Origin of the sequence: Raoultella sp. T31, assembly GCF_002806725.1 — a bacterium.
GTDB classification, from domain to species: Bacteria; Pseudomonadota; Gammaproteobacteria; order Enterobacterales; family Enterobacteriaceae; genus Klebsiella; species Klebsiella electrica.
The window spans coordinates 37,816-62,004 of the sequence record NZ_PIBO01000002.1 but is presented as its reverse complement, the minus strand read 5'-3'; the positions used below and the strand labels follow the sequence as shown (position 1 = coordinate 62,004).

Genomic DNA, 24,189 nt, shown 5'->3' with positions numbered 1-24,189 from the left:
TCAGGCCGCTATAAATAGCAGATGCTTTTCCGGATAGCAATTATCTAAACGTTACACTTGACAACCCTGTGAAGAAAAGCGTATTTGCGCTCGCGACCCGGACATAATTTAGCCGTTTATTTACCGGGGGTTAACACCGCGGCAATCGGCTTATTCAGAGTCATCATCTCGGTAGAAAGTTCCGCTTTATAAACGAGAATTTCTACCCCCTTGGTTTGCGCCTCAATCAACAGCTGTGCGTATCTGGCATCAATATGATGCGCGGGTGAGAAACAGTCGATCGCCGAATGGAGCACGGCGAACAAGATTACGGCCCGGTCGCCTGCCGCCGCCACGCTCATCAGCTCCCGAAGGTGCTTTTGACCGCGTTCGGTCACTGCATCGGGGAAATAACCGCTGTCATTTTCCGCCAACGTAACCGATTTCACTTCAATATAGCAGTTTTGTCGATCTTCTGCCTGTAACATTATGTCAATGCGACTCTTTTCCTCGCCGTATTTTACTTCACTTTTCAGCGTGTTATAACCAGAAAGTTCGACAATATTCCCCGCCAGTATCGCCTCTTTTGCCAGTATATTCGCGCGTAGAGTATTAACACAAATTATCGCGCCGCGCTGGGTTTGCGTTAATTCCCAGGTATGAGCGTATTTGCGTTTCGGATTATCCGATGTGGAGTACCAGACGGTATCGCCGGGAGTCGCGCAGCCGGTCATCGCGCCGGTATTCGGGCAGTGCAGCGTAAGTTCCCGGCCGTCGGGGGTGACCACATCCGCCAAAAACCGTTTGTAACGCTGAATCAGGATGGCGGATTGTAAAGATGGATTGAACTGCATCAGCTTTCCTTGTTAAAGGGGTAACGTTCCAGCGCGGTATAGCGGGTGCGTCCGCGGGAAAAACGGGATTCATAAAGCACAAATTCGCTGACGGCAAAGGTCCAGCTGAAGCCCGGCGGCGGAATGGGCACCGCGTGGCGGGCCTCGCGCAGCAGGGTGATATGCGGATGAAACGGCTGCGGACTTTGATAGCAGCCGCTGCGTGCCGCCTGGGCGCGCAGCAGGCTGGCCAGCTGTAACAGGCCGCGCGGAGGCCGGCGGGGGCCGAGCCACACCACGCGGGAACGCAGCCACTGGCCGGCATCGTCGAGGGTGAGCGTAAATCCGGGCTGGTGGATGCGTCCGGCCAGCGCCGCCAGCGCACGCTGCTTGTCCGCGCTGACTTCGCCAAGAAAGGCCAGCGTCAGGTGCAGGTTATCTGCGGCCACCGGCCGTCCGGCATCTTCCGCAAAGTTCGCCGCGCGCCAGTGAACGATTTGCCGCTGGGCTTCAGGCGGTAGCTCAAGGGCGAAAAACAGCCTTTTCGGCTCGGACATGATAGAGACTCGGTAATGAATTATCAGGATGCTACAATGCTTGCCCGCAAATGTTAACCTCCGGAGCCATTCGTGTCCCAATTGCCGGTTGCCGCCGTCCTCCCTGAACTTCTTTCCGCACTGCAGCAGGCGCCTCAGGTATTGCTCAATGCGCCAACCGGCGCCGGGAAATCGACCTGGCTGCCGCTGCAAATACTCGCCGATGGTCATATCGACGGGCGCATTATCCTGCTGGAGCCGCGGCGATTGGCCGCCCGCAACGTGGCCCAACGCCTGGCGGAGCTGCTGGGCGAGAAACCGGGGGAGACCGTCGGCTACCGGATGCGCGCCGAAACCTGCGTCGGACCAAATACGCGGCTGGAGGTGGTGACTGAAGGTATCCTGACGCGGATGATCCAGCACGATCCCGAACTGAGCGGCGTCGGGCTGGTGATCCTTGATGAGTTCCACGAGCGTAGTCTGCAGGCGGATCTGGCGCTGGCGCTATTGCTGGATGTCCAGCAGGGGCTACGGGAGGATCTTAAACTGCTGATTATGTCAGCGACGCTGGATAACGATCGCCTGCAGCGGCTGTTGCCTTCGGCTCCGACCATTTGCTCTGAAGGGCGTGCGTTCCCGGTGGAAAAACGATTTCAGGCGCTTGCCGCGCATCAGCGTTTCGATGAAGCGGTCGCCATCGCCGCTACGGAACTGCTGCGCCAGGAGCGCGGCTCGCTGCTGCTGTTCCTCCCGGGTGTGGGGGAAATTCAGCGGGTACAGGCGCAGCTGGCCGAACGGGTGGCCGACGATGTGGTGCTGTGCCCGCTGTACGGAGCGTTGCCGCTGAGCGATCAGCGCAAAGCGATTCTCCCCGCAGCGGCAGGCAAACGTAAGGTGGTGCTGGCGACCAATATCGCCGAGACCAGCTTAACCATCGAAGGCATCCGGCTGGTAGTCGATAGCGCCCAGGAGCGCGTCGCTCGCTTTGACGCCCGTACCGGCTTAACCCGCCTGATGACACAACGCATCAGCCAGGCGTCGATGGCCCAACGCGCCGGTCGCGCCGGTCGTCTGGAGCCGGGGATTTGTCTGCATTTGCTTGGCAAAGAGCAGGCGGAACGCGCGGCGGCTCAGAGCGATCCGGAGATACTGCACAGCGATCTCTCTGCGCTGCTGCTGGAGCTTTTACAGTGGGGATGCCCCGATCCGGCGCAGCTGAACTGGCTCGATTTGCCGCCTGAGGCAAACCTGGCCGCGGCGCGGTGCTTGCTGACGGCGCTATCGGCGCTGGAGGGGAACAGACTATCGGCGCGCGGGCGCGAAATGGCCGCCCTGGGTAACGATCCGCGTCTCGCGGCGATGTTGACGGCGGCCACTGATGCGGATGATGCGGCGACTGCGGCGAAACTGGCGGCGATCCTCGAAGAGCCTCCGCGCGGCGCAAGCAGCGATCTCGGCGCGGCGTTTGCCCGCCAGCAGCCGAACTGGCAGCAGCGGGCCCGGCAGCTTCTGAAGCGGCTGGGCAGCCGCGATGGCCAGCCCGATGCACAACGCCTGGCGCCGCTGCTGGCCCCGGCATTTGTCGACCGGATCGCCCGTCGCCGCGGTCAGGAAGGGCGCTATCAACTCGCCAACGGGATGGGGGCGATGCTGGACGCCGACGATGCGCTCGGGCGCCACGAATGGCTGATTGCGCCTCTGCTCCTGCAGGGAAGCGCCTCGCCGGACGCGCGGATTCTGCTGGCGCTGCCGCTGGACGTCAATGCGCTGCTGGCGCAGTGCCCCGGGCTGGCGCAATGTTCCGATACCGTCGAATGGGATGAGGCGCAGGGGACGCTGAAGGCCTGGCGACGCACCTGCATTGGTCAACTGGTGTTCAAAACCCAGCCGCTGGCGAAGCCCTCGGAAGAGGAGCTGCATCAGGCGATGCTCAACGGCATCCGCGATAAGGGCCTCGGCGTGCTTAACTGGACGGCGGAAGCCGAACAACTGCGCCTGCGCCTGCACTGCGCAGCACAATGGTTGCCAGAAGAGGCGTGGCCGGCCGTCGACGACGCCTCGCTGCTGGAGTCGCTGGAAGCCTGGCTGCTACCGCAGATGAGCGGGGTGCACTCGCTGCGCGCGCTGAAAGCGTTGGATGTGCGCCAGGCGCTACAAAACTGGCTGCCGTGGTCGTTGCGCCAGACGCTGGACAGCGAACTGCCAACCCATTACACGGTGCCGACCGGGAGCCGGATAGCGATCCGCTACCATGCCGACAATCCGCCCGCGCTGGCGGTACGTATGCAGGAGATGTTTGGCGAAGCCGCCACGCCGACGATAGCCCAGGGCCGGGTCGCGCTGGTGCTGGAGCTGCTGTCGCCTGCGCAGCGTCCGCTGCAGATTACCCGCGACCTCAGTGCTTTCTGGCAGGGGACCTATCGCGAGGTGCAAAAAGAGATGAAGGGACGTTACCCCAAACACGTCTGGCCGGACGATCCGGCCAATACCGCGCCAACGCGGCGCACCAAAAAGTATTCGTAGCGGACGGGCCAGGAGGCATTATTGAAGACAGCCCAGGGGAATAAAACGGTGTGAAATAAAACACAGGTAGGCTATTTGGTCATGACTGACGGCGTAGGCAATCAATAAATGGCGCTAGCGGGCGATTAAACTGGCTGCATTCTGCGGCTTCCGGCGGACTGTTGCTCTTCACTTCTTTGCCCGAATATTTCTGGTTACCGGCGGAATATCATATTCATCCAGCGCTGAAGCCGTTGTTTTTTATCACCGAAGAGGTCCTCAGGCAGACCGCTGAGGCGATGAACGGCGGAGGATATTTTATGTTATTAAAAAACATAATATTTTCGCTTTTGTTACCTCGTGAGGGAGTAAAATGCTGGTTAAGCCTGTCCCGGTTTAGTGCTATCCTGTGTCACCTGGACTATTTGTGCTATGTCCCAAAATTCTCGTCAGGCGATGTGTGTAACGTGATGATTTATATTATGAATTATCAACGAGTGCATAAGCGTACATCATGACCGCGCCCTGAGACGCGACGCGCGGTGATACCAGGGGCGTTGTCTGCGGATGGCGACCTCCGGGCGTGAATTTGAGAGATATCTTCTTCCTCTTTCAAGAGGAAGTATTGAGAATCAGGCTTTTACGCCTGAAAGTTGCGGAGAAGAAGCATGGCGGGAGATGACCGCGAGCCTATCGGACGTAAGGGAAAGCCCTCGCGTCCGGCAAAACAAAAGGTGACTCGTCGTCGGGTCCGGGATGAGGACTATGACGATGATTACGACGACGATGATTATGAGGATCAAGAGCCGATGCCGAAGAAAGCAAAAGGCAAAGGTAACAAGCCTCGCCGTAAACGGACCTGGCTATGGCTGCTGTTCAAGATAGGGGTCGTGATTGCGGTGCTGGTTGCCGCTTACGGTGTCTATCTCGATCAGAAAATCCGTAGCCGTATCGACGGCAAGGTTTGGGAGCTTCCGGCGGCGGTTTATGGCCGCATGGTTAACCTCGAACCGGATATGCAGATCAGCAAAAGCGAGATGGTTCGTCTGCTGAATGCCACGCAGTACCGCCAGGTCAGCGCGATGACGCGTCCGGGCGAGTATACCGTGCAGGCCAACAGCATTGAGATGATCCGTCGTCCGTTTGATTTCCCTGATAGTAAAGAAGGGCAGGTGCGCGCGCGCCTGACCTTTGACGGCGATCACCTGGAGACGATCGAGAATATGGAGAACAACCGCCAGTTCGGTTTCTTCCGTCTCGATCCGCGGCTGATTACCATGCTGCAGTCGGCAAATGGCGAACAGCGTCTGTTTGTCAAGCGCAGCGGCTTCCCGGATCTGCTGGTGGATACGCTGCTGGCGACCGAAGACCGTCACTTCTATGAACACGACGGGATTAGCCTGTACTCGATTGGTCGCGCGGTGCTGGCGAACCTGACGGCCGGGCGCACGGTGCAGGGGGCCAGTACGCTGACCCAGCAGCTGGTGAAAAACCTGTTCCTTTCCAGCGAGCGCTCTTACTGGCGTAAAGCGAACGAAGCCTATATGGCGCTGATCGTTGATGCGCGTTACAGCAAGGATCGTATCCTTGAGCTGTATATGAACGAGGTGTACCTCGGTCAGAGCGGCGACAACGAAATTCGCGGTTTCCCGCTGGCGAGCCTTTATTACTTTGGCCGCCCGGTCGAAGAGCTCAGCCTCGATCAGCAGGCGCTGCTGGTCGGGATGGTGAAAGGCGCATCGATTTACAACCCGTGGCGTAATCCGAAGCTGGCGCTGGAAAGACGCAACCTGGTGCTGCGTCTGCTGCAGCAGCAGAACGTGATCGATCAGGAGCTGTATGACATGCTGAGCGCGCGTCCGCTGGGCGTGCAGCCGCGCGGCGGCGTGATCTCGCCACAGCCGGCGTTTATGCAGATGGTTCGTCAGGAACTGCAGGCGAAACTGGGTGATAAGGTGAAAGATCTCTCCGGCGTGAAGATCTTTACGACCTTTGACTCCGTCGCGCAGGATGCGGCGGAAAAAGCGGCGACCGACGGCATTCCGCTGTTGAAGAAACAGCGTAAGCTGCCGGATCTGGAAACCGCGATGGTGGTGGTTGACCGCTTTACCGGTGAAGTGCGGGCGATGGTCGGCGGTGCGGAACCGCAGTTTGCCGGTTACAACCGCGCGATGCAGGCCCGCCGTTCAATCGGTTCTCTGGCGAAGCCAGCGACCTATCTGACGGCGCTCAGCTTGCCGAACCAGTATCGCCTGAACACCTCGATTGCCGATGCGCCGATCACCATCCGTCTGCCCAACGGTCAAACCTGGTCCCCGCAGAACGACGATCGCCGTTTTAGCGGTCAGGTGATGCTGGTGGATGCGTTGACGCGCTCGATGAACGTGCCGACCGTTAACCTCGGGATGGCGCTGGGTCTGCCGGCGATAACCGACACCTGGGTCAAACTGGGGGCGCCGAAAGATCAGCTGCACCCGGTGCCGGCGATGATTCTCGGGGCGCTGAACCTGACGCCGATTGAAGTCGCGCAGGCGTTCCAGACTATCGCCAGCGGCGGTAACCGCGCGACGCTTTCGGCGCTGCGTTCGGTCATCGCCGAAGATGGTACCGTGCTGTATCAGAGCTATCCACAGGCAGAGCGGGTGGTGCCGGCGCAGGCTGCGTACATGACGCTGTGGACCATGCAGCAGGTTGTGCAGCGCGGTACCGGCCGTCAGCTTGGCGCGAAGTATCCGGGTCTGCATCTGGCGGGGAAAACCGGGACCACCAACAATAACGTCGATACCTGGTTTGCCGGGATTGACGGCAGCCAGGTGACCATTACCTGGGTGGGGCGCGATAACAACCAGCCGACGAAACTCTACGGTGCCAGCGGCGCAATGTCTATTTACCAGCGCTATCTGGCTAACCAGACGCCGACGCCGCTGGCGTTGACGGCACCGGAAGACGTGGTGGATATGGGCGTGGACAGCAATGGCAACTTCGTGTGTAGCGGGGGAATGCGTTCGCTTCCGGTCTGGACAACCACCCCGGATGCGCTGTGTCGCCAGGGCGAGCAGATGCAACAGCAGCAGCTGGAGCAACAGCAGCAGAACAATCCGTTCAATCAGTCCGGGCAGCAGCAGCCGGCACAACAGCAACAGCAGCAACAGCAAGCGAAGCAGGAAAAGAGCGATGGCGTAGCAGGCTGGATTAAGGATATGTTCGGCGGTAACTGATCGTCGTCACCAGGCCCCCTGATAGCAGAGTATCAGGGGGCTTTTTTATTTCTGCGCATGACTTAACAGTCACTTATCCCCACAGTAACTGCCTGGTTATTATTTCATCCTTCGGTCTGCCGCATGGGGCATAGCTCTTGCCTTGCATTCTGCGTTTCGCCTATTATAGAAATAGTCATAATAATAATTCTCGTTTACGTTATTATTCACTTTCATCAGAGATATCCCCATGGCGCGTCCAAAAACTGCTCAGCCAAATCACTCGCTGCGTAAAATCGCAGTCGTAGTAGCCACGGCGGTTAGCGGCATGTCTGTCTATGCGCAGGCAGCAGTTGAACCGAAGCAAGAAGAAACCATCACCGTTATCGCGGCGCCAGCCCCGCAAGAGAGTGCCTGGGGTCCGGCGCCCACGATCGCGGCGAAACATTCGGCGACGGCGACCAAGACCGATACCCCGATTGAAAAAACACCGCAGTCTGTCTCCGTCGTCACCCGTGCCGAGATGGACATGAAGCAGCCGACGACGGTGAAAGAGGCGCTGTCCTATACGCCGAGCGTGTTCTCCACCCGCGGCAGCTCTACCACCTATGACGTGGTGACCATTCGCGGCTTCACGACTTCCACAACGGTCAATACCAACCAGTATCTGGACGGTATGAAGCTGCAGGGGAACAACTATGCCGAAGTGTCAATGGACCCTTACTTCCTTGAACGGGTGGAAGTGATGCGTGGGCCAACATCGGTACTGTACGGCAACAGCAACCCTGGCGGCATCGTCAGCATGGTGAGCAAGCGTCCGACGACCGAACCGCTGAAAGAAATTCAGTTCAAAATGGGTACCGATAATCTGTGGCAGACCGGTTTTGACTTCAGTGATGCCATCGATGATAACGGCGTATGGTCGTATCGACTGACCGGTTTAGGCCGCAGTCAGGATGCGCAGCAGCAGATGGCGAAATCGACTCGCTATGCGGTCGCACCCTCCTTCAGCTGGCGTCCGGATGATAAAACCGACTTCACTTTCCTGAGCAACTTCCAGAACGATCCGTATGCCGGTTACTACGGCTGGCTGCCTCGCGAAGGGACCGTGGTGCCGTATTATGACGCCAACGGCAACGCCCATAAACTGCCGACTGATTACAATGAAGGCGAGCCGGATAACAAGATGTCCCGCCGTCAGCAGATGGTCGGCTACAGCTTCTCGCATCAGTTCGATGACACCTTCACGGTGCGTCAGAACCTGCGCTATAGCGACGTGAAGACGCTGTATCGCTCCGTTTACGGTAATGGCTATTCGGCTACGGGCCAAATCAAGCGCGCCTATGTGCGATCTGATGAACATCTCAATACGTTCACCGTTGATACGCAGCTGCAGTCTGACTTTGCCACTGGCGCGGTCAACCATACCTTGCTGACCGGAGTTGATTACTCGCGCATGCGTAATGATATCAATGCCGATTACGGTTCTGCCGATGCCATCAGCATGAACAACCCGCAATACGGTGATGCGAACGTCAATGTGAACTTCCCCTACGCGGTGCTGAACCGCATGGAGCAGACCGGCCTGTATGCCCAGGATCAGATGGAGTGGGACAAATGGGTGATGACGTTGGGCGGCCGCTATGATTACGCCATGGCTTCGACCCTGACGCGCTCTTCTGACGATCTCGCGGAAAACCACGATCGGCAGTTTACCTGGCGTGGTGGTATTAACTATCTGTTTGACAACGGCATCTCTCCGTACTTCAGCTATAGCCAGTCCTTCGAACCGGTTTCCGGCTCTTCCCGCGAAGGCAGGCCGTTCGATCCTTCTCGCGGCGAGCAGTATGAAGCGGGCGTGAAATACGTTCCGAAAGATATGCCGGTGGTGGTGACCGCGGCGGTCTATCAGCTGACCAAAGATAAAAACCTGACGGCTGATCCCAATGATCCGTATGGAATTTATAGCGTTCAAACAGGTGAAATTCGCTCACGCGGTTTTGAGCTGGAAGCAAAAGCGGCGGTCAATGCCAATATCAATCTGACGGCGGCCTATAGCTATACCGATGCAGAATACACCGAAGACACTGTATTCAAAGGCAAACGCCCGGCGGAAGTACCGCGCAATATGGCATCGCTGTGGGCGGATTATACCTTCCACGAGAACGCGCTGAGCGGTCTGACGGTCGGGGCCGGCGCGCGTTATATCGGCTCGACGGTGAGCTACTACAAAAATGATACGGACTCCGGGAAGAAAAACGACGCCTTCAACGTGACTGGCTATGCATTGATGGATGCCACGGTGAAATACGATCTGGCGCGTTTTGGTCTGCCAGGTTCGTCAGTGGGGATCAACGTGAACAACCTGTTCGATCGTGAGTACGTATCCAGCTGCTACAGCGAATACGCCTGCTACTGGGGCGCAGGACGTCAGGTTATTGCAACTGCAACCTTCCGCTTCTAATCACTTACCGGGCGCGGTTCGCCGCGCCGTTCACCAGGTCGCCGCTATGCAGGAAAACTCTCCGCACGCTGATACCACGTTTTCGTTGAATCACGTTACCTTTCGCGTACCAGGCCGTACGCTGCTGCATTCTCTCTCCTTAACTTTCCCGGCGGGAAAAGTGACGGGGCTGATTGGCCATAACGGCTCCGGCAAATCCACGCTGCTGAAAATGCTCGGCCGCCATCAGCCGCCGTCGCAAGGCGATGTACTGCTGGACGGGCAGCCGCTGGATAGCTGGGGCAGCAAAGCCTTTGCCCGTAAAGTGGCCTATCTGCCGCAGCAGTTGCCGCCAGCGGAAGGGATGACGGTGCGCGAGCTGGTGGCCATTGGCCGCTATCCGTGGCACGGTGCGTTGGGGCGTTTTGGCACCGCCGATCGGCAGAAAGTTGAAGAGGCGATTGCGCTGGTCGGCCTGAAACCGCTGGCGCACCGGCTGGTTGATAGCCTGTCCGGCGGCGAACGCCAGCGGGCGTGGATTGCTATGCTGGTGGCGCAGGACAGCCGTTGTTTACTGCTGGATGAACCTACCTCGGCGCTGGATATTGCCCATCAGGTTGATGTCCTGGCGCTGGTACACCGTCTGAGTCAACAGCGCGGGTTAACGGTGATAGCCGTCCTGCACGATATCAACATGGCCGCCCGTTACTGCGATTATCTGGTCGCGTTACGCGGCGGTGAGATGATTGCGCAGGGAACGCCCGCGCAGCTGATGCGCAGCGAAACGCTGGAGCAAATTTACGGTATTGCGATGGGTATTCTGCCGCATCCGGCGGGTAGCGCGCCGGTAAGCTTTGTCTATTGATGGAAAAGACCCCTTTAATCACCCGTCGCCGTCTGCTGACGGCGATGGCCCTGTCGCCTCTGCTGTGGCAGATGCGCGGCGCCCAGGCTGCAACCCTTGATCCGCAGCGTATTGTGGCGCTGGAGTGGCTGCCGGCAGAACTCCTGCTGGCGCTTGGCGTGACGCCCTACGGCGTGGCCGATATCCCGAACTATAACCTGTGGGTGAATGAACCGGCGCTGCCCTCCTCGGTGATTGATGTCGGGCTGCGTACGGAGCCGAATCTCGAGCTGCTGACGCAGATGAAACCGTCGTTTATCGTCTGGTCGGCCGGATATGGACCGTCGGCAGAGAAGCTGGCGCGCATTGCTCCGGGGCGGGGATTCACCTTCAGCGACGGTAAACGACCGCTGCTGATGGCGCAGCAATCCCTCAACGAGATGGCCGGGCTGATTGGCCGGCAGCAGGCGGCGAAGCGCCATCTGGCGGAGTTTGATGCGCTGATGGAGAACCTGCGCCCGCGCTTCGCCCATCGCGGCGAGCGTCCGCTGCTGATGATCACTGTGCTCGATCCCCGTCATGTCCTGGTTTTCGGCCAGAATTGTCTGTTCCAGGAAGTGCTCGATCGCTTCGGCATTAAAAATGCCTGGCGCGGTGAAAGCGCCTTCTGGGGCAGCGTCAGCGTGGGAATCGATCGGCTGGCCGCCTACAAAGAGACCGATGTCATCTGCTTTGACCATGGTAATCATGCCGAAATGCGCCAACTGATGAGTACGCCGCTATGGCAGGCGATGCCGTTTGTCCGCGAAGGGCGCTTCCAGCGCGTGCCGGCTGTCTGGTTCTACGGCGCGACGCTGTCGGCGATGCATTTTGCCCGCGTGCTGGCGGATGCCCAGGGAGGTGCGGCATGAGATCGCGACTGTCTCCTCTGGCGGCTCTGCTGCTGACCGTGCTGGCGATTTCCGCGTTTGCGTTCAGCTTCTTGAATCTCCAGGCAGCGCTGCCGCAGCATGAGTGGCGTCAGGCGCTGTGGCAGCCGGATATCGACAATATCGCTCAGATGTTATTCCACTACAGCCTGCTGCCGAGGCTGGCGGTGTCGCTGCTGGTTGGCGCGGGACTCGGACTGGTGGGCGTGCTGTTCCAGCAGGTGCTGCGTAACCCGCTGGCGGAACCGACCACCCTCGGGGTGGCGACTGGCGCCCAGTTGGGGATGACGGTGACGACGCTGTGGGCGATTCCCGGGGTACTGGCTTCGCAGTTTGCCGCGCTGGCGGGGGCCTGTCTTGTCGGAGCGCTGGTTTTCGGCGTCTCGTGGGGGAAGCGGCTCTCGCCGGTGACCCTGATTCTTGCCGGTCTGGTGGTCAGTCTGTACTGCGGGGCGCTGAATCAACTGATGGTTATTTTCCATCACGATCAGCTGCAAAGTATGTTTCTGTGGAGCACCGGTACGCTGACGCAAACCGACTGGAACGTGGTGCAACGGCTATGGCCGCTGCTGCTCGGTGGCTTCATCTTAACGCTGCTGCTGCTGCGCCCCCTCACGCTGATGGGGCTGGATGATGGCGTGGCGCGTAATCTTGGACTGGCGCTTTCCCTGGCGCGCCTGGCCACGCTGACGCTGGCGATCGTTATCAGCGCGATGCTGGTGAACGCGGTGGGGATTATCGGTTTTATCGGCCTGTTTTCGCCGCTGCTGGCGAAAATGCTCGGCGCGCGTCGTCTGCTGTCGCGTCTGCTGCTGGCGGCGCTGATTGGCGCGCTCATTCTCTGGCTGTCGGACCAAATTATTCTGTGGCTGACCCGGGTGTGGCGGGAGGTTTCCACTGGCTCCGTGACGGCGCTGATCGGCGCGCCGCTGCTGCTGTGGCTGCTGCCGCGCTTGCGCAGCATCAGTGCGCCGGTGATGAATGCCGGTGATAAGGTGCCGGTGGAACGGCAAAACGTATCGGGATTTGCGTTGGGGGGCGGGCTGATTCTGCTGCTGGCGCTCCTCGTTGCGCTGGCCTTTGGGCGGGATGCTCAGAGCTGGCACTGGGCGAGCGGCTCGCAGCTGGATCAACTGATGCCGTGGCGCTGGCCGCGGGTGTTCGCCGCGCTGTTCGCCGGGGTGATGCTGGCGGTCGCGGGCTGTATTATCCAGCGCCTGACCGGTAACCCGATGGCCAGTCCGGAAGTGCTGGGCATCAGCTCCGGCGCAGCTTTTGGTATTGTCCTGATGCTGTTTTTCGTTCCCGGTAATGCTTTCGGCTGGCTGCTGCCTGCCGGTAGTCTGGGGGCAGCTGTGACGCTGCTGGTGATCCTCGTTGCTGCCGGGCGCGGCGGTTTCTCGCCGCACCGGATGCTGCTGGCGGGGATGGCGCTCAGCACCGCCTTCACCATGCTGTTGATGATGCTGCAGGCCAGCGGCGATCCGCGAATGGCGCAGATTCTGACGTGGATCTCCGGGTCGACGTACAGCGCAACGCCGGAAATGGTGATACGCAGCGGGATCGCCATGGTGCTACTCCTGATTCTGCTGCCGCTGTGTCGGCGCTGGCTGACGATTCTGCCGTTGGGCGGTGAAGCCGCGCGCGCGGTAGGCATGGCGCTGACATCGTCGCGGGTTGCTCTGCTGCTGCTGGCCGCCTGTCTGACGGCAGCGGCCACGCTGACTATCGGTCCGTTAAGTTTTGTTGGCCTGATGGCGCCGCATATTGCGCGCATGATGGGCTTTCGCCGCACGATGCCGCAGATGGTGATGGCCGGGCTGATCGGTGGGTTGCTGTTGGTCTTTGCCGACTGGTGCGGGCGAATGATGATGTTCCCGTATCAGATCCCGGCCGGGCTATTGTCGACCTTTATCGGTGCGCCGTACTTTATTTATCTGCTGAGGAAACAGAGCCGGTAATGCCCCCGGTGGCGCTTCGCTTACCGGGGCTACAAAAAAAGTATTCCCGGTGGTGCTTCGCTTAACAGGGCGACAAAAATGCATCTGGGTGGTGCTTTACTTGCCAGGGCGACAGAAATGCCCCCCGGTGGCGCTTCGCTTACCGGGGCTACAAAAAAGTATCCCTGGTGGCGCTTTGCTTACCGGGGCTACAAAAAAAGTATCCCTGGCGGCGCTTTGCTTACCGGGGCGATAAAAATGTAGGCCGGGCAAGCGAAGCGCCGCCCGGCATTGCGTTACAGCTTCGCAAACGCCTTGCGGGCGGCGGCGATGGTGTCGTTGATATCATCGGGGGTGTGGGCAATCGACATAAAGCCGGCCTCAAATGCCGATGGCGCCAGATAGACGCCTTCGTCCAGCATCAGATGGAAGAAACGCTTAAAGCGCTCAACGTCGCACTTCAGCACATCCTGATAGCAGGTGACCGTTTCGGCGTCGGTAAAGAAGAGGCCAAACATACCGCCGACATTATTTACCACCAGTGGAATGCCCGCTTCGCGTGCGGCATCCAGCAGCCCTTGCGAGAGCTGATTGGTTAAATCCGTTAACGTTTCGTGGACGCCCGGCTGCGCGACTTCGTTCAGGCAGGCAAAACCGGCCGCCATGGCAATCGGGTTACCAGACAAGGTCCCGGCCTGATACACCGGGCCGGTCGGGGCCAGGGCATCCATCACATCGCGACGACCGCCAAATGCGCCGACCGGCATACCGCCCCCGATGATTTTGCCCAGACAGGTCAGATCCGGGACCACGTCATAGTATGACTGCGCGCCCGCCAGCGCCACGCGGAAGCCGGTCATCACTTCATCGATAATCAGCAGCGCGCCAAATTCGTCGCACAGTGCGCGCAGGCCAGGCAGGAACGCCGGCAGCGGTGGGATGCAGTTCATGTTGCCAGCGACCGGCTCCACGATGATGCAGGCAATCTCTTGCGGATACTGCTCGAACGCGGCGCGAACGGAAGCCAGATCGTTATAGGTGCAGGTCAGGGTATGTTTAGCGAAATCAGCCGGTACGCCCGGCGAGTTCGGCTGGCCCAGCGTCAGTGCGCCGGAGCCTGCTTTCACCAGCAGACAGTCGGCATGGCCGTGATAGCAGCCTTCAAACTTGATGATTTTGTCGCGGCCGGTAAAGCCACGAGCCAGGCGAATGGCGCTCATCGTCGCCTCGGTACCGGAGTTCACCATCCGCACCATATCCATCGTTGGGACCAGCTCGGTCACCAGCTCCGCCATTTTGACTTCCATTTCCGTCGGCGCGCCAAAGCTCAGGCCGCGCTCTGCGGCTTCAATCACCGCGTTGCGAATGGCCGGATGGTTATGGCCCAGCACCATAGGTCCCCAGGAGCCGACATAATCGATATACGCTTTACCGTCGACATCGTACAGTCTGGCGCCGTCGGCGCGTTCGATAAACAGCGGCGTACCGCCCACGCCGCTAAAGGCGCGAACCGGCGAGTTCACGCCGCCGGGGATGAGTTCACGTGCGGCGCTATAGAGTGTTTCAGATTTGCTCATTGCCATGATCCTGGTTCGTGATAAATGTTTTGCTGGTTATTCTAAGTTATTCCCGGATAGTTATGAAAGTTTTGCCCAATTGAAACAAGGCGTGGCAGGCGCATTTTCTCCGCGACGCGGGACGTTCAGAAGGCTAAACTGTCCTCTTCGTATTGGTATGACTATTGACGATAAGAGTATGAAAACAGAAGCCTCTACTTTTGAAGCAAAACAAATCGTGCGCTTGCGTCGTGGCGATGTGGTACGTCGCTTAGTTCAACGTGACAAAACGCCGCTGGCGGTGCTGCTGATGGCCGCCGTAGTCGGTACGCTGGCCGGGCTGGTGGGGGTCGCTTTTGAAAAGAGCGTCAACTGGGTGCAGAACATGCGCATCGGTTCGCTGGCGCAGGTGGCGGATCACGGGTTCCTGATTTGGCCGTTGGCCTTTATTTTATCTGCCTTGCTGGCGATGGTGGGCTATTTTCTGGTGCGACGTTTTGCGCCGGAGGCGGGGGGATCCGGCATACCGGAGATCGAAGGGGCGCTGGAAGAGTTGCGTCCGGTTCGCTGGTGGCGAGTGCTGCCGGTAAAATTTATCGGCGGGATGGGGACGCTGGGCGCTGGCATGGTGCTCGGTCGCGAAGGGCCGACGGTGCAGTTGGGCGGCAACGTCGGGCGAATGGTGCTGGATATCTTCCGTATGCGCAGTCCCGAAGCGCGTCATACGTTGCTGGCCACCGGGGCAGCGGCGGGGCTCTCTGCGGCATTTAACGCGCCGCTGGCGGGGATCTTATTCATTATTGAAGAGATGCGCCCGCAGTTTCGCTACAACCTGATTTCGATTAAAGCCGTCTTTACCGGCGTGATTATGTCGAGCATCGTGTTCCGTATCTTTAATGGCGAATCGGCGATTATTGAAGTCGGCAAGCTGAGCGATGCGCCGGTGAATACGCTGTGGCTGTACCTGATCCTGGGGATGATTTTTGGCTGCGTCGGCCCGCTGTTTAATAGCCTGGTGCTGCGCACCCAGGATACGTTCCAACGTATTCATGGCGGCAATACAAAGAAGTGGGTGCTGATCGGCGGGTTAATCGGCGGGATGTGCGGCATCCTCGGGCTGATTCAACCGGCGACGACGGGGGGCGGCTTTAACCTGATTCCGATTGCGGCGGCGGGCAATTTTTCCGTCGGGCTGCTGCTGTTTATCTTTATCGCCCGCGTGATTACCACCTTACTCTGTTTCTCCTCCGGGGCGCCCGGCGGCATTTTTGCGCCGATGCTGGCGCTGGGAACCTTGCTGGGAACCGCCTTCGGGATGGCGGTAACGCCGATGCTGCCGGCCTATCATCTGGATGCCGGGACCTTTGCGATTGCCGGAATGGGGGCTCTGCTGGCGGCATCAATCCGCGCTCCGCTGACCGGGATTGTGCTGGTACTGGAGATGACCGATAACTATCAGCTCATTTTGCCAATGATTATTACCTGTCTTGGCGCAACACTACTGGCGCAATTCCTTGGCGGTAAGCCTTTGTATTCGACGATCCTGGAGCGCACGCTGGCGAAACAGGCCGCAGAACAGGCGGCAAAAGCGCAGCAGGTTGCCGGGGAGAATACTTGAACGATTTGACCCCGTATTAGATAATGGCTCATAAGGTCGGGTTATTCTTTAACCGGTCAGAAGTATCAATGGGAGCATAAAATGAGTGATGACGTAGCGTTGCCGCTGGAGTTTACTGAAGCTGCAGCCAAAAAAGTAAAATTCCTGATTGCAGATGAAGACAATCCAAACCTGAAACTGCGTGTGTATATCACCGGTGGTGGTTGCAGTGGTTTCCAGTACGGCTTCACCTTCGACGATCAGGTTAACGAAGGCGATATGACCATCGAAAAACAGGGCGTCGGCCTGGTGGTCGATCCGATGAGCCTGCAGTATCTGGTCGGCGGTGCCGTCGACTACACCGAAGGCCTGGAAGGTTCGCGTTTTATCGTGACCAACCCGAATGCGAAAAGTACCTGCGGCTGCGGGTCCTCATTCAGCGTCTGATCCCCGCACTGGATTCTCGCTCCGGTAGAGTTTCTCCGCCGGGGCAATTCCCCCGTTTTAGCGCCCGTTATCGTCGAGAGCAAAAGTCGGCAGCTTCAGATGCCAACGGATGGCCGCAAGGCGAATCACCAGCGTGACGACCATGCCCATCATCGCCGAATTTTGTAGCGAAACATGAAACGCGTCATAGGCCGTGGCGTGCACAATACCGCCGGCAATACAGGCCGTGGCATAGATTTCCGTGCGTAAAATCATCGGAATTTCGCGGGCCAGCACGTCGCGAATAATCCCGCCACCCACGCCGGTGACGACCCCCATACAGATAGCGACCAGCGGGCCGCTGTGGGCCAGAAACGCTTTATTCACCCCGATGCCGACAAACACCGCCAGCCCAACGGCATCAAGCACCGGCAATATCCATTTCGGCAGCCGACGCGGCTGACGCACCAGCAGAATGGTCATCATGCTGGTGACCATCGCCACCACCAGGTCGGTGGGGTCTTTGACCCAGAACACCGGGCCGTTGGCGAGCGCCATATCGCGAATGGTTCCACCGCCCACGGCGGTGACCACGCCGAGCACCAGTACGCCAAAGGGGTCCATCCGGAGTTTTCCGGCCAGTAATACGCCCGAGATAGCAAATACGGCGGTGCCAATAATATCCAGCCAATAGACTAGCATCGTCAGTTCTCGTTAAGCGCCCGGTTCTCTGGGCTGTTTTACTCATCAAATTGAATCGGCACAGCGTCCGCCAGGCGTTCGTATAGCGGTTACGCGCTGGCGTTCTCTGTGCCGGATGTCGTTTTACCCTGCGCAAACGGTGCTTATTTAACCTGCCCGAGCGCCTCGCAGAGCTGTTTTGCGGCGAGGATAATACGCGGGCTTGCGCGTTCAAACCAGTCGCCATCGACTGCAATCAGGGAAATTTTTAACTGATTATGCCAGTAGCGTTCAACTTCAGGGAGTTGGCGGGCATCACCGGCGATAACAATGGCCTGAGGCTGTCTCGCCAGGACCTGTTCACGGCTCACCTGGGGCCAGGGAACCGGGCTGGAGGCAAATATATTGTCACCGCCGCACAATGTCAGCACCTGGTCCTGAATCGACCCCCGACTGCTGGTGAAAAGAGGATTGGTGCCAAACTGCAGAAAGACGCGTTTTTTCGGCGTATGGGCGTAGCGGGCTTTGAGAGCCTCATAGTCGTCCTGCATGCGCTGTGCGGATGCGCGGGCCTTTTCCGGCTGCGGACTCCACTGCGCCAGCTGCCGTAGCGTCGCAATGATCTCTTCAATCGTGGCGGTATTGACCCACAGTACCTTGATCCCCAGCGCGCTCAGTTGATTAACCTGCCGCTCGGCATTGCCGCCGCGCCATGCCAGAATCAGATCCGGTTTCAGCGCGACGATGCGCTCAAGGTTCATCCCTTGCCAGCTGGCAACCTGCTCGATACCGACAGCTTCCGCTGGATAATCGGAATGGCTGCTGACGCCAACCGGCGTAATGCCGGCGGCAAAGGCCAGTTCGGTATTGGACGGTGACAGCGTGATTACCCGCGGCGCGGCGAAGAGCCACGCCGGGGTAAGCAGCAGCAGAGCGGCAAGCGCCCGTTTTAGCGACTTAGCCACGCGCCAGCGTCTGTACCAGCTTTTCCACCATCAGCGTGGACTGTCTGGCGGCAACGGCGAGGAACTCATCAAAGCTCAGATGAGACTGCTGATCCGCCACGTCGGAAATCGCGCGTACCACCACGAACGGCACGCCGAAGTTGTGGCAAACATGGGCGATGGCCGTGGCTTCCATTTCAACCGCTACGGCCTGCGGGAAGTTGTGGCGGATTTTCGCCAGTCCGACCGAGCCGTTGATGAAGGCGTCGCCGCTAACGATCAGGCCGCGGACCGCGTGCAGATTCAGCGCTTCGATGCAGCTTTGCGCGGCGGCAATCAGCTTATCGTCGGCTTTGAAGCCTGCCGGGCAGCCGGGCAGCTGGCCATACTCATAACCAAAGGCGGTGACGTCAGCATCGTGGTAGCGCGTCTCGTCGGAGATAACGATATCGCCGACTTTCAGCGTCGACGCCAGTCCGCCTGCGGAACCGGTGTTGATAATCACGTCCGGCTTACAAATCTCCAGCAGCAGGGCTGCGCCCATGGCCGCAGCCACTTTGCCAATGCCTGATTTGAGCAGGACAACATCGGTGCCGTTCAGCTGACCGGTGTAGATTTCGCTCCCGCCATGGGTCAGAGTCTGGCGGTTTTCGATTTTGTCGCGCAGAAGGGTAACTTCTTCTTCCATAGCGCCAATAATGCCGATTTTCATAGATTTACTCGCGATGTGTCAGGTTTAGTTGCATAGTCTATCATGCACTCAAAGGGAAACGTTATTGCTCGCGCGGGAGAGGCCATGGCAAAGATTGATTTTCGCAACAAGATTAACTGGCGTCGGCGCTACCGCTCGCCGCAAGGGGTCGAAACGGAACGTGAGATCCTGCGTATTTTTGAAAGCGACCGCGGGCGAATTATCAACTCGCCGGCCATCCGCCGTTTACAGCAAAAAACCCAGGTCTTCCCGCTGGAACGTAATGCCGCGGTGCGTACCCGGTTAACCCACTCCCTTGAAGTTCAGCAGGTGGGACGCTATATCGCCAAAGAGATCCTCAGCCGCCTGAAAGAGCAGCGTCAGCTGGAGGCCTACGGGCTGGATGAGCTCACCGGGCCGTTTGAGAGCGTGGTGGAAATGGCCTGTCTGATGCATGACATCGGCAATCCGCCGTTCGGCCATTTTGGCGAGGCGGCGATAAATGACTGGTTCCGTCAGCGGCTCGCGCCTGACGATGCGGCCGGCGCGCCGTTAGCGCAGGATCGTTGTACGGTGGAGGCGCTCCGTTTGCAGGAGGATGCTGGCGGGCTGAATGCGCTGCGGAGCAAGGTTCGTCAGGATCTGTGCTGGTTTGAAGGCAACGCGCAGGGGATTCGCTTAGTGCATACCCTCATGCGGATGAATCTGACCTGGGCGCAGGTTGGCTGCATTCTAAAATATACTCGCCCGGCGTGGTGGCGGGGAGAACTCCCCGCCAGCCACAGTTATTTAATGAAGAAGCCTGGTTATTATTTAGCCGAAGAGGGGTATATTGAGAGGTTGCGTAAAGAACTTGCTCTGGCTCCTTACAATCGCTTCCCTTTGACATGGATTATGGAGGCGGCGGACGATATCTCATATTGTGTGGCCGATCTTGAGGATGCGGTAGAAAAACGTATTTTCAGCGTAGAGCAACTCTATCAACTCCTTCACGAGGCGTGGGGACAGCATGAGAAAGGCTCTTTATTTTCGCAGGTGGTGGAAAATGCCTGGGATAAATCGCGCTCTAATTCTCTGAGTCGGAGTACGGAAGATCAGTTCTTTATGTATTTACGAGTCAATACGCTGAATAAACTGGTGCCGTATGCGGCCCGCCGGTTTATCGATAATTTACCGAAGATCTTTACCGGTGATTTTAATCATGCGTTGCTTGAGGACGATAGCGACTGCAGTCAACTGCTGGAGCTATATAAAAACGTCGCGATAAAACATGTATTTAGTCATCCTGATGTTGAACAGCTGGAATTACAAGGCTATCGGGTGATTAGCGGTCTTCTGGATATCTATGAGCCGTTGCTAAAATTATCGCTGGAGGAGTTCAGCTTATTAGTGGAGAAAGAGCGGGTGAGGAGCTTACCTATCGCCTCGCGCTTGTTCCAGAAACTTTCGACGCGTCATCGGTTGGCCTATGTTGAAGCAGTAAATAAGGTTTCACGAGATGCTGAGGAATTTCCGGTGATGGAATATTATTATCGCTGTCGCCTGATACAGGACTATATCAGTGGGATGACGGATTTGTATGCATGGGATGAATATCGGCGCTTGATGGCGGTGGAATAGGTACAGGTTTTGTAAAGACGGACAATAAATTTTTACTTTTTCCAGATACTTAATTCCGGAACTTAGCGCGATAAAATGACTCTGATGGTCACATACATAGCAATTTTCGTTATCTAAAATAGAGTGAGACATGATGAAAAAAACCACGTTAGCAATGAGTGCACTGGCTCTGAGTTTAGGTCTGGCGTTATCACCGCTCTCTGCGAGCGCGGCAGAAACGTCCTCTTCGGCCTCAAGTACACAGCAAATGCCAAGCCTGGCTCCGATGCTGGAAAAAGTGATGCCGTCGGTTGTCAGCATTAATGTTGAGGGCAGCACGACCGTCAACACTCCGCGGATGCCGCGTAACTTCCAGCAGTTCTTTGGTGATAATTCACCGTTCTGCCAGGATGGTTCGCCGTTCCAGAGTTCCCCGTTCTGTCAGGGCGGTGGACAGGGCGGCGGGGCACCGGCTGATGGCAGCCAGCAGCAGAAATTTATGGCGCTGGGCTCCGGGGTCATCATTGATGCTAATAAAGGCTATGTCGTGACCAATAACCACGTTGTCGATAATGCGACCACGATTAAAGTCCAGTTGAGCGACGGACGGAAGTTTGATGCCAAAGTCGTCGGCAAAGATCCGCGTTCCGACATTGCGCTGATCCAGATTCAGGATCCGAAAGATTTGACGGCGATTAAGCTGGCAGATTCCGATGCGCTGCGCGTCGGCGACTACACCGTGGCTATCGGTAACCCGTTTGGTTTGGGTGAAACCGTCACGTCGGGGATTGTCTCCGCGCTTGGCCGTAGCGGCCTGAACGTTGAAAACTACGAAAACTTTATCCAGACCGATGCGGCGATCAACCGCGGTAACTCCGGCGGCGCGCTGGTGAACCTCAACGGCGAACTGATCGGGATTAATACCGCGATCCTGGCGCCGGACGGCGGCAATATCGGTATCGGTTTTGCCATCCCGAGCAACATGGTCAAAAACCTGACCGAGCAGATGGTCAAGTATGGCCAGGTGAAACGCGGCGAGCTGGGTATTATGGGAACCGAGCTGAACTCTGAGCTGGCGAAAGCCATGAAGGTTGATGCGCAGCGCGGTGCCTTCGTCAGTCAGGTTATGCCGGGTTCCGCGGCCGCGAAAGCGGGTATCAAAGCCGGTGACGTGATTACCTCGCTGAACGGTAAGCCTATCAGCAGCTTTGCTGCGCTGCGTGCGCAAGTCGGTACTATGCCTATCGGCAGCAAAGTCGAGCTGGGGCTGGTCCGCGATGGCAAAGCGGTCAATGCGACCGTCGAGCTGCAGCAGAGTAGCCAGAATCAGGTTGACTCCAGCACCATCTTCAATGGTATTGAAGGTGCGGAAATGAGCAACAAAGGTCAGGACAAAGGTGTGGTGGTCAATAATGTGAAAGCGGGGACTCCGGCGGCACAAATTGGCCTCAAGAAAGGTGACATCATCGTCGGCGCTAACCAGCAGCCGGTGAAAAATATCGCCGATCTGCGCAAAATCTTTGATGCCAAACCTTCGGTACTGGCGCTGAACATCCAGCGTGGCGATAGCATTATCTATCTGCTGATGCAGTAATCGCCAACGGCTAAGCCTGCCCCTTCTCCTCGTTGAGGGAAGGGGCTTTTTTTGGCCCCGCTATCCGGTGCGTTTCCCTTTCTGTGACTCCACACGCAACTCCATACTTCTCTGTCATGCTTTATGCGTATGCACAATGCAGCGTCCAGCCGACTCTTTTATGCTGGCCTCCTGTTGACGGGAGGATTACATGGCTGGCTGGCATCTTGATACCAACATGGCGCAGGATATTGTGGCGCGTACGATGCGCATCATTGATACCAATATCAACGTAATGGACGCCCGCGGGCGCATTATCGGCAGCGGCGATCGCGAGCGGATTGGGGAATTGCACGAAGGCGCGCTGCTGGTGCTTTCCCAGGGACGGGTTGTGGATATTGATGATGCGGTCGCTCGCCATCTGCACGGCGTGCGTCAGGGGATTAATCTGCCTTTGCGCCTGGAGGGGGAGATCGTCGGCGTCATCGGCCTGACCGGCGAACCCGAAACGCTGCGTAAATATGGCGAGCTGGTGTGCATGACTGCCGAGATGATGCTGGAGCAGTCCCGGCTGATGCACCTTCTGGCCCAGGATAGCCGCCTGCGCGAAGAGCTGGTTATGAACCTGATCCAGGCCGAAGAGAATACGCCCGCATTAACCGAGTGGGCGCAGCGGCTGGGTATCGATCTGAACCAGCCTCGCGTGGTCGCCATGATTGAAGTGGATAGCGGTCAGCTCGGCGTAGACAGCGCTATGGCCGAACTGCAGCAGCTGCAAACCGCCCTGACCACGCCCGATCGCCACAATCTGGTGGCGATTGTCTCACTGACCGAGATGGTGGTGCTCAAACCGGCATTGAATGCTTTTGGCCGCTGGGACGCGGAGGATCACCGCAAAAGGATCGATCAGCTGATCGCCCGAATGAAAGAAAACGGCCAGCTGCGTTTTCGCGTGGCGCTGGGGAACTTCTTTACCGGTCCCGGCAGCATCGCCCGTTCCTGGCGCACCGCCCGTACCACAATGATGGTCGGCAAACAGCGCATGCCTGAGAGCCGTAGCTATTTTTATCAGGATTTAATGTTGCCGGTGCTGCTCGATAGCCTGCGCGGCGGCTGGCAGGCGAATGAGCTTGCCCGTCCACTGGTGCGGCTGAAGGCGATGGATAATAACGGTCTGCTGCGACGCACGCTACAAGCCTGGTTTCGCCATAACGTGCAGCCGCTGGCGACGTCAAAGGCGCTGTTTATTCATCGCAATACGCTGGAGTATCGCCTGAATCGTATTGCTGAACTGACGGGGCTGAACCTGGGGAATTTTGATGACCGCCTGCTGCTGTATATCGCGCTGCAGTTGGATGAGCAAAGATAGTCTGTTTTAGACAAAAAAATGCCGGGTGGCGGCTTCGCCTGACCCGGCCTACAGAGCCATCCGCGTACGGCTATTTGCGCGTCAGTTTTTCCAGATCGGCTTCAATTTCACTGATCTTATGGGTGACGACGCTTTCCAGATGACGCAGATCGTCGAGGATCTTACGTTTGAGGTCGACTTCGGTACGATCGCGCTGGCAGATCTGATCCAGCTCATCGATAACGTAGCGCAGATTCGGGCTAATTTCCTGAACCTCTTTATACCCCTGGCCTACGCCATCGGCGACAACGGTCTTACGCTGGCGCGGGTATTTAAACTTGACGCTTTTGGCGAAGAACTCGCCTTTGTCTTTCTGAAAATAGATTTTCAGAATGTCGTTGTTGGCTTCCTGCCGCAGGCTATAGCGATCGATCTCATCGGGATTGGTAATGCCAAGACTTTTCAGATTATCGTACATAACGGTACCTTTGATATCATCATAACCTTTGAATAATTAACGAAAAGATCCATCTTCGCCAGCTTCAAATATAAAAAAAGCGGGATATCTCCC

At 57.8% G+C, this 24,189-nt stretch carries 18 protein-coding genes; 11 read left to right on the top strand and 7 right to left on the bottom strand.

Features of this window, described 5'->3' with window-relative positions; all coding sequences use genetic code 11:
* Positions 1 to 116 precede the first annotated feature (116 nt).
* Both sfsA and thpR read right to left on the bottom strand, forming a co-directional pair.
* Positions 117 to 833, bottom strand: coding sequence for a DNA/RNA nuclease SfsA (sfsA, locus tag CWM52_RS01775; protein WP_100682517.1), 717 nt, complete (start codon positions 831 to 833; stop codon positions 117 to 119).
* On the bottom strand, positions 833 to 1,369 hold the full coding sequence (thpR, locus tag CWM52_RS01770; protein WP_100682516.1) for an RNA 2',3'-cyclic phosphodiesterase: 537 nt from the start codon (positions 1,367 to 1,369) through the stop codon (positions 833 to 835). The genes sfsA and thpR overlap by 1 nt, the downstream gene beginning before the upstream one ends.
* 72 nt (positions 1,370 to 1,441) lie before the next feature.
* Here thpR and hrpB point away from each other — a divergent pair, with 72 nt between their 5' ends.
* The 6 genes from hrpB to fhuB all read left to right on the top strand — a co-directional run bounded on the left by hrpB (position 1,442) and on the right by fhuB (position 13,224).
* Positions 1,442 to 3,871 (top strand): ATP-dependent helicase HrpB, encoded by a 2,430-nt coding sequence (gene hrpB / locus CWM52_RS01765; RefSeq protein WP_100682515.1) that lies wholly within the window; start codon positions 1,442 to 1,444, stop codon positions 3,869 to 3,871.
* A gap of 647 nt (positions 3,872 to 4,518) precedes the next feature.
* Positions 4,519 to 7,068: a bifunctional glycosyl transferase/transpeptidase gene (gene mrcB / locus CWM52_RS01755; protein ID WP_100682514.1), complete on the top strand. Its 2,550-nt coding sequence runs from the start codon at positions 4,519 to 4,521 to the stop codon at positions 7,066 to 7,068.
* A 229-nt stretch (positions 7,069 to 7,297) separates the two neighbouring features.
* Positions 7,298 to 9,511 carry a ferrichrome porin FhuA gene (fhuA, locus tag CWM52_RS01750; RefSeq protein WP_100682513.1) on the top strand — a complete coding sequence of 738 codons (2,214 nt, stop codon included), beginning with the start codon at positions 7,298 to 7,300 and terminating at the stop codon, positions 9,509 to 9,511.
* A gap of 46 nt (positions 9,512 to 9,557) precedes the next feature.
* Positions 9,558 to 10,355 carry a Fe3+-hydroxamate ABC transporter ATP-binding protein FhuC gene (fhuC, locus tag CWM52_RS01745; RefSeq protein WP_100682512.1) on the top strand — a complete coding sequence of 266 codons (798 nt, stop codon included), beginning with the start codon at positions 9,558 to 9,560 and terminating at the stop codon, positions 10,353 to 10,355.
* Positions 10,355 to 11,245 carry a Fe(3+)-hydroxamate ABC transporter substrate-binding protein FhuD gene (fhuD, locus tag CWM52_RS01740; protein ID WP_100682511.1) on the top strand — a complete coding sequence of 297 codons (891 nt, stop codon included), beginning with the start codon at positions 10,355 to 10,357 and terminating at the stop codon, positions 11,243 to 11,245. Before fhuC ends, fhuD begins: the two co-directional genes overlap by 1 nt.
* Positions 11,242 to 13,224 (top strand): Fe(3+)-hydroxamate ABC transporter permease FhuB, encoded by a 1,983-nt coding sequence (fhuB, locus tag CWM52_RS01735; RefSeq protein WP_100682510.1) that lies wholly within the window; start codon positions 11,242 to 11,244, stop codon positions 13,222 to 13,224. Before fhuD ends, fhuB begins: the two co-directional genes overlap by 4 nt.
* Before the next feature lie 275 nt (positions 13,225 to 13,499).
* On the opposite strand, the gene hemL is transcribed toward fhuB, so the two are convergent.
* Positions 13,500 to 14,780, bottom strand: a complete 1,281-nt coding sequence (gene hemL / locus CWM52_RS01730) for a glutamate-1-semialdehyde 2,1-aminomutase (RefSeq protein WP_100682509.1) — start codon at positions 14,778 to 14,780, stop codon at positions 13,500 to 13,502.
* Between the two features lie 178 nt (positions 14,781 to 14,958).
* Here hemL and clcA point away from each other — a divergent pair, with 178 nt between their 5' ends.
* Positions 14,959 to 16,377, top strand: coding sequence for a H(+)/Cl(-) exchange transporter ClcA (clcA, locus tag CWM52_RS01725; protein WP_100682657.1), 1,419 nt, complete (start codon positions 14,959 to 14,961; stop codon positions 16,375 to 16,377).
* 81 nt (positions 16,378 to 16,458) lie between these two features.
* Positions 16,459 to 16,803, top strand: coding sequence for an iron-sulfur cluster insertion protein ErpA (erpA, locus tag CWM52_RS01720; protein WP_004858085.1), 345 nt, complete (start codon positions 16,459 to 16,461; stop codon positions 16,801 to 16,803).
* Positions 16,804 to 16,860: 57 nt separating this feature from the next.
* Here the strand turns inward: erpA and CWM52_RS01715 are convergent, their stop codons facing one another.
* The 3 genes from CWM52_RS01715 to mtnN all read right to left on the bottom strand — a co-directional run bounded on the left by CWM52_RS01715 (position 16,861) and on the right by mtnN (position 19,119).
* Positions 16,861 to 17,484 carry a TRIC cation channel family protein gene (locus tag CWM52_RS01715; protein ID WP_100682508.1) on the bottom strand — a complete coding sequence of 208 codons (624 nt, stop codon included), beginning with the start codon at positions 17,482 to 17,484 and terminating at the stop codon, positions 16,861 to 16,863.
* Positions 17,485 to 17,627: 143 nt separating this feature from the next.
* Positions 17,628 to 18,428 (bottom strand): vitamin B12 ABC transporter substrate-binding protein BtuF, encoded by an 801-nt coding sequence (btuF, locus tag CWM52_RS01710; RefSeq protein ID WP_100682507.1) that lies wholly within the window; start codon positions 18,426 to 18,428, stop codon positions 17,628 to 17,630.
* Positions 18,421 to 19,119 (bottom strand): 5'-methylthioadenosine/S-adenosylhomocysteine nucleosidase, encoded by a 699-nt coding sequence (gene mtnN / locus CWM52_RS01705; protein ID WP_100682506.1) that lies wholly within the window; start codon positions 19,117 to 19,119, stop codon positions 18,421 to 18,423. Before mtnN ends, btuF begins: the two co-directional genes overlap by 8 nt.
* 84 nt (positions 19,120 to 19,203) lie before the next feature.
* Here mtnN and dgt point away from each other — a divergent pair, with 84 nt between their 5' ends.
* From dgt to CWM52_RS01690, 3 genes are all read left to right on the top strand, one after another.
* Positions 19,204 to 20,718, top strand: a complete 1,515-nt coding sequence (gene dgt, locus CWM52_RS01700; protein ID WP_100682505.1) for a dGTPase — start codon at positions 19,204 to 19,206, stop codon at positions 20,716 to 20,718.
* 133 nt (positions 20,719 to 20,851) lie between these two features.
* A complete protein-coding gene (gene degP, locus CWM52_RS01695) occupies positions 20,852 to 22,291 on the top strand; it encodes a serine endoprotease DegP (RefSeq protein ID WP_100682504.1) in 1,440 nt (479 codons plus the stop codon).
* Positions 22,292 to 22,481: 190 nt separating this feature from the next.
* A complete protein-coding gene (locus CWM52_RS01690) occupies positions 22,482 to 23,639 on the top strand; it encodes a CdaR family transcriptional regulator (protein WP_100682503.1) in 1,158 nt (385 codons plus the stop codon).
* Positions 23,640 to 23,709: 70 nt separating this feature from the next.
* Here the strand turns inward: CWM52_RS01690 and CWM52_RS01685 are convergent, their stop codons facing one another.
* Complete coding sequence (locus tag CWM52_RS01685; RefSeq protein WP_100682502.1) at positions 23,710 to 24,096, bottom strand: DUF3461 family protein; 387 nt, start codon at positions 24,094 to 24,096, stop codon at positions 23,710 to 23,712.
* Positions 24,097 to 24,189: the final 93 nt, after the last annotated feature.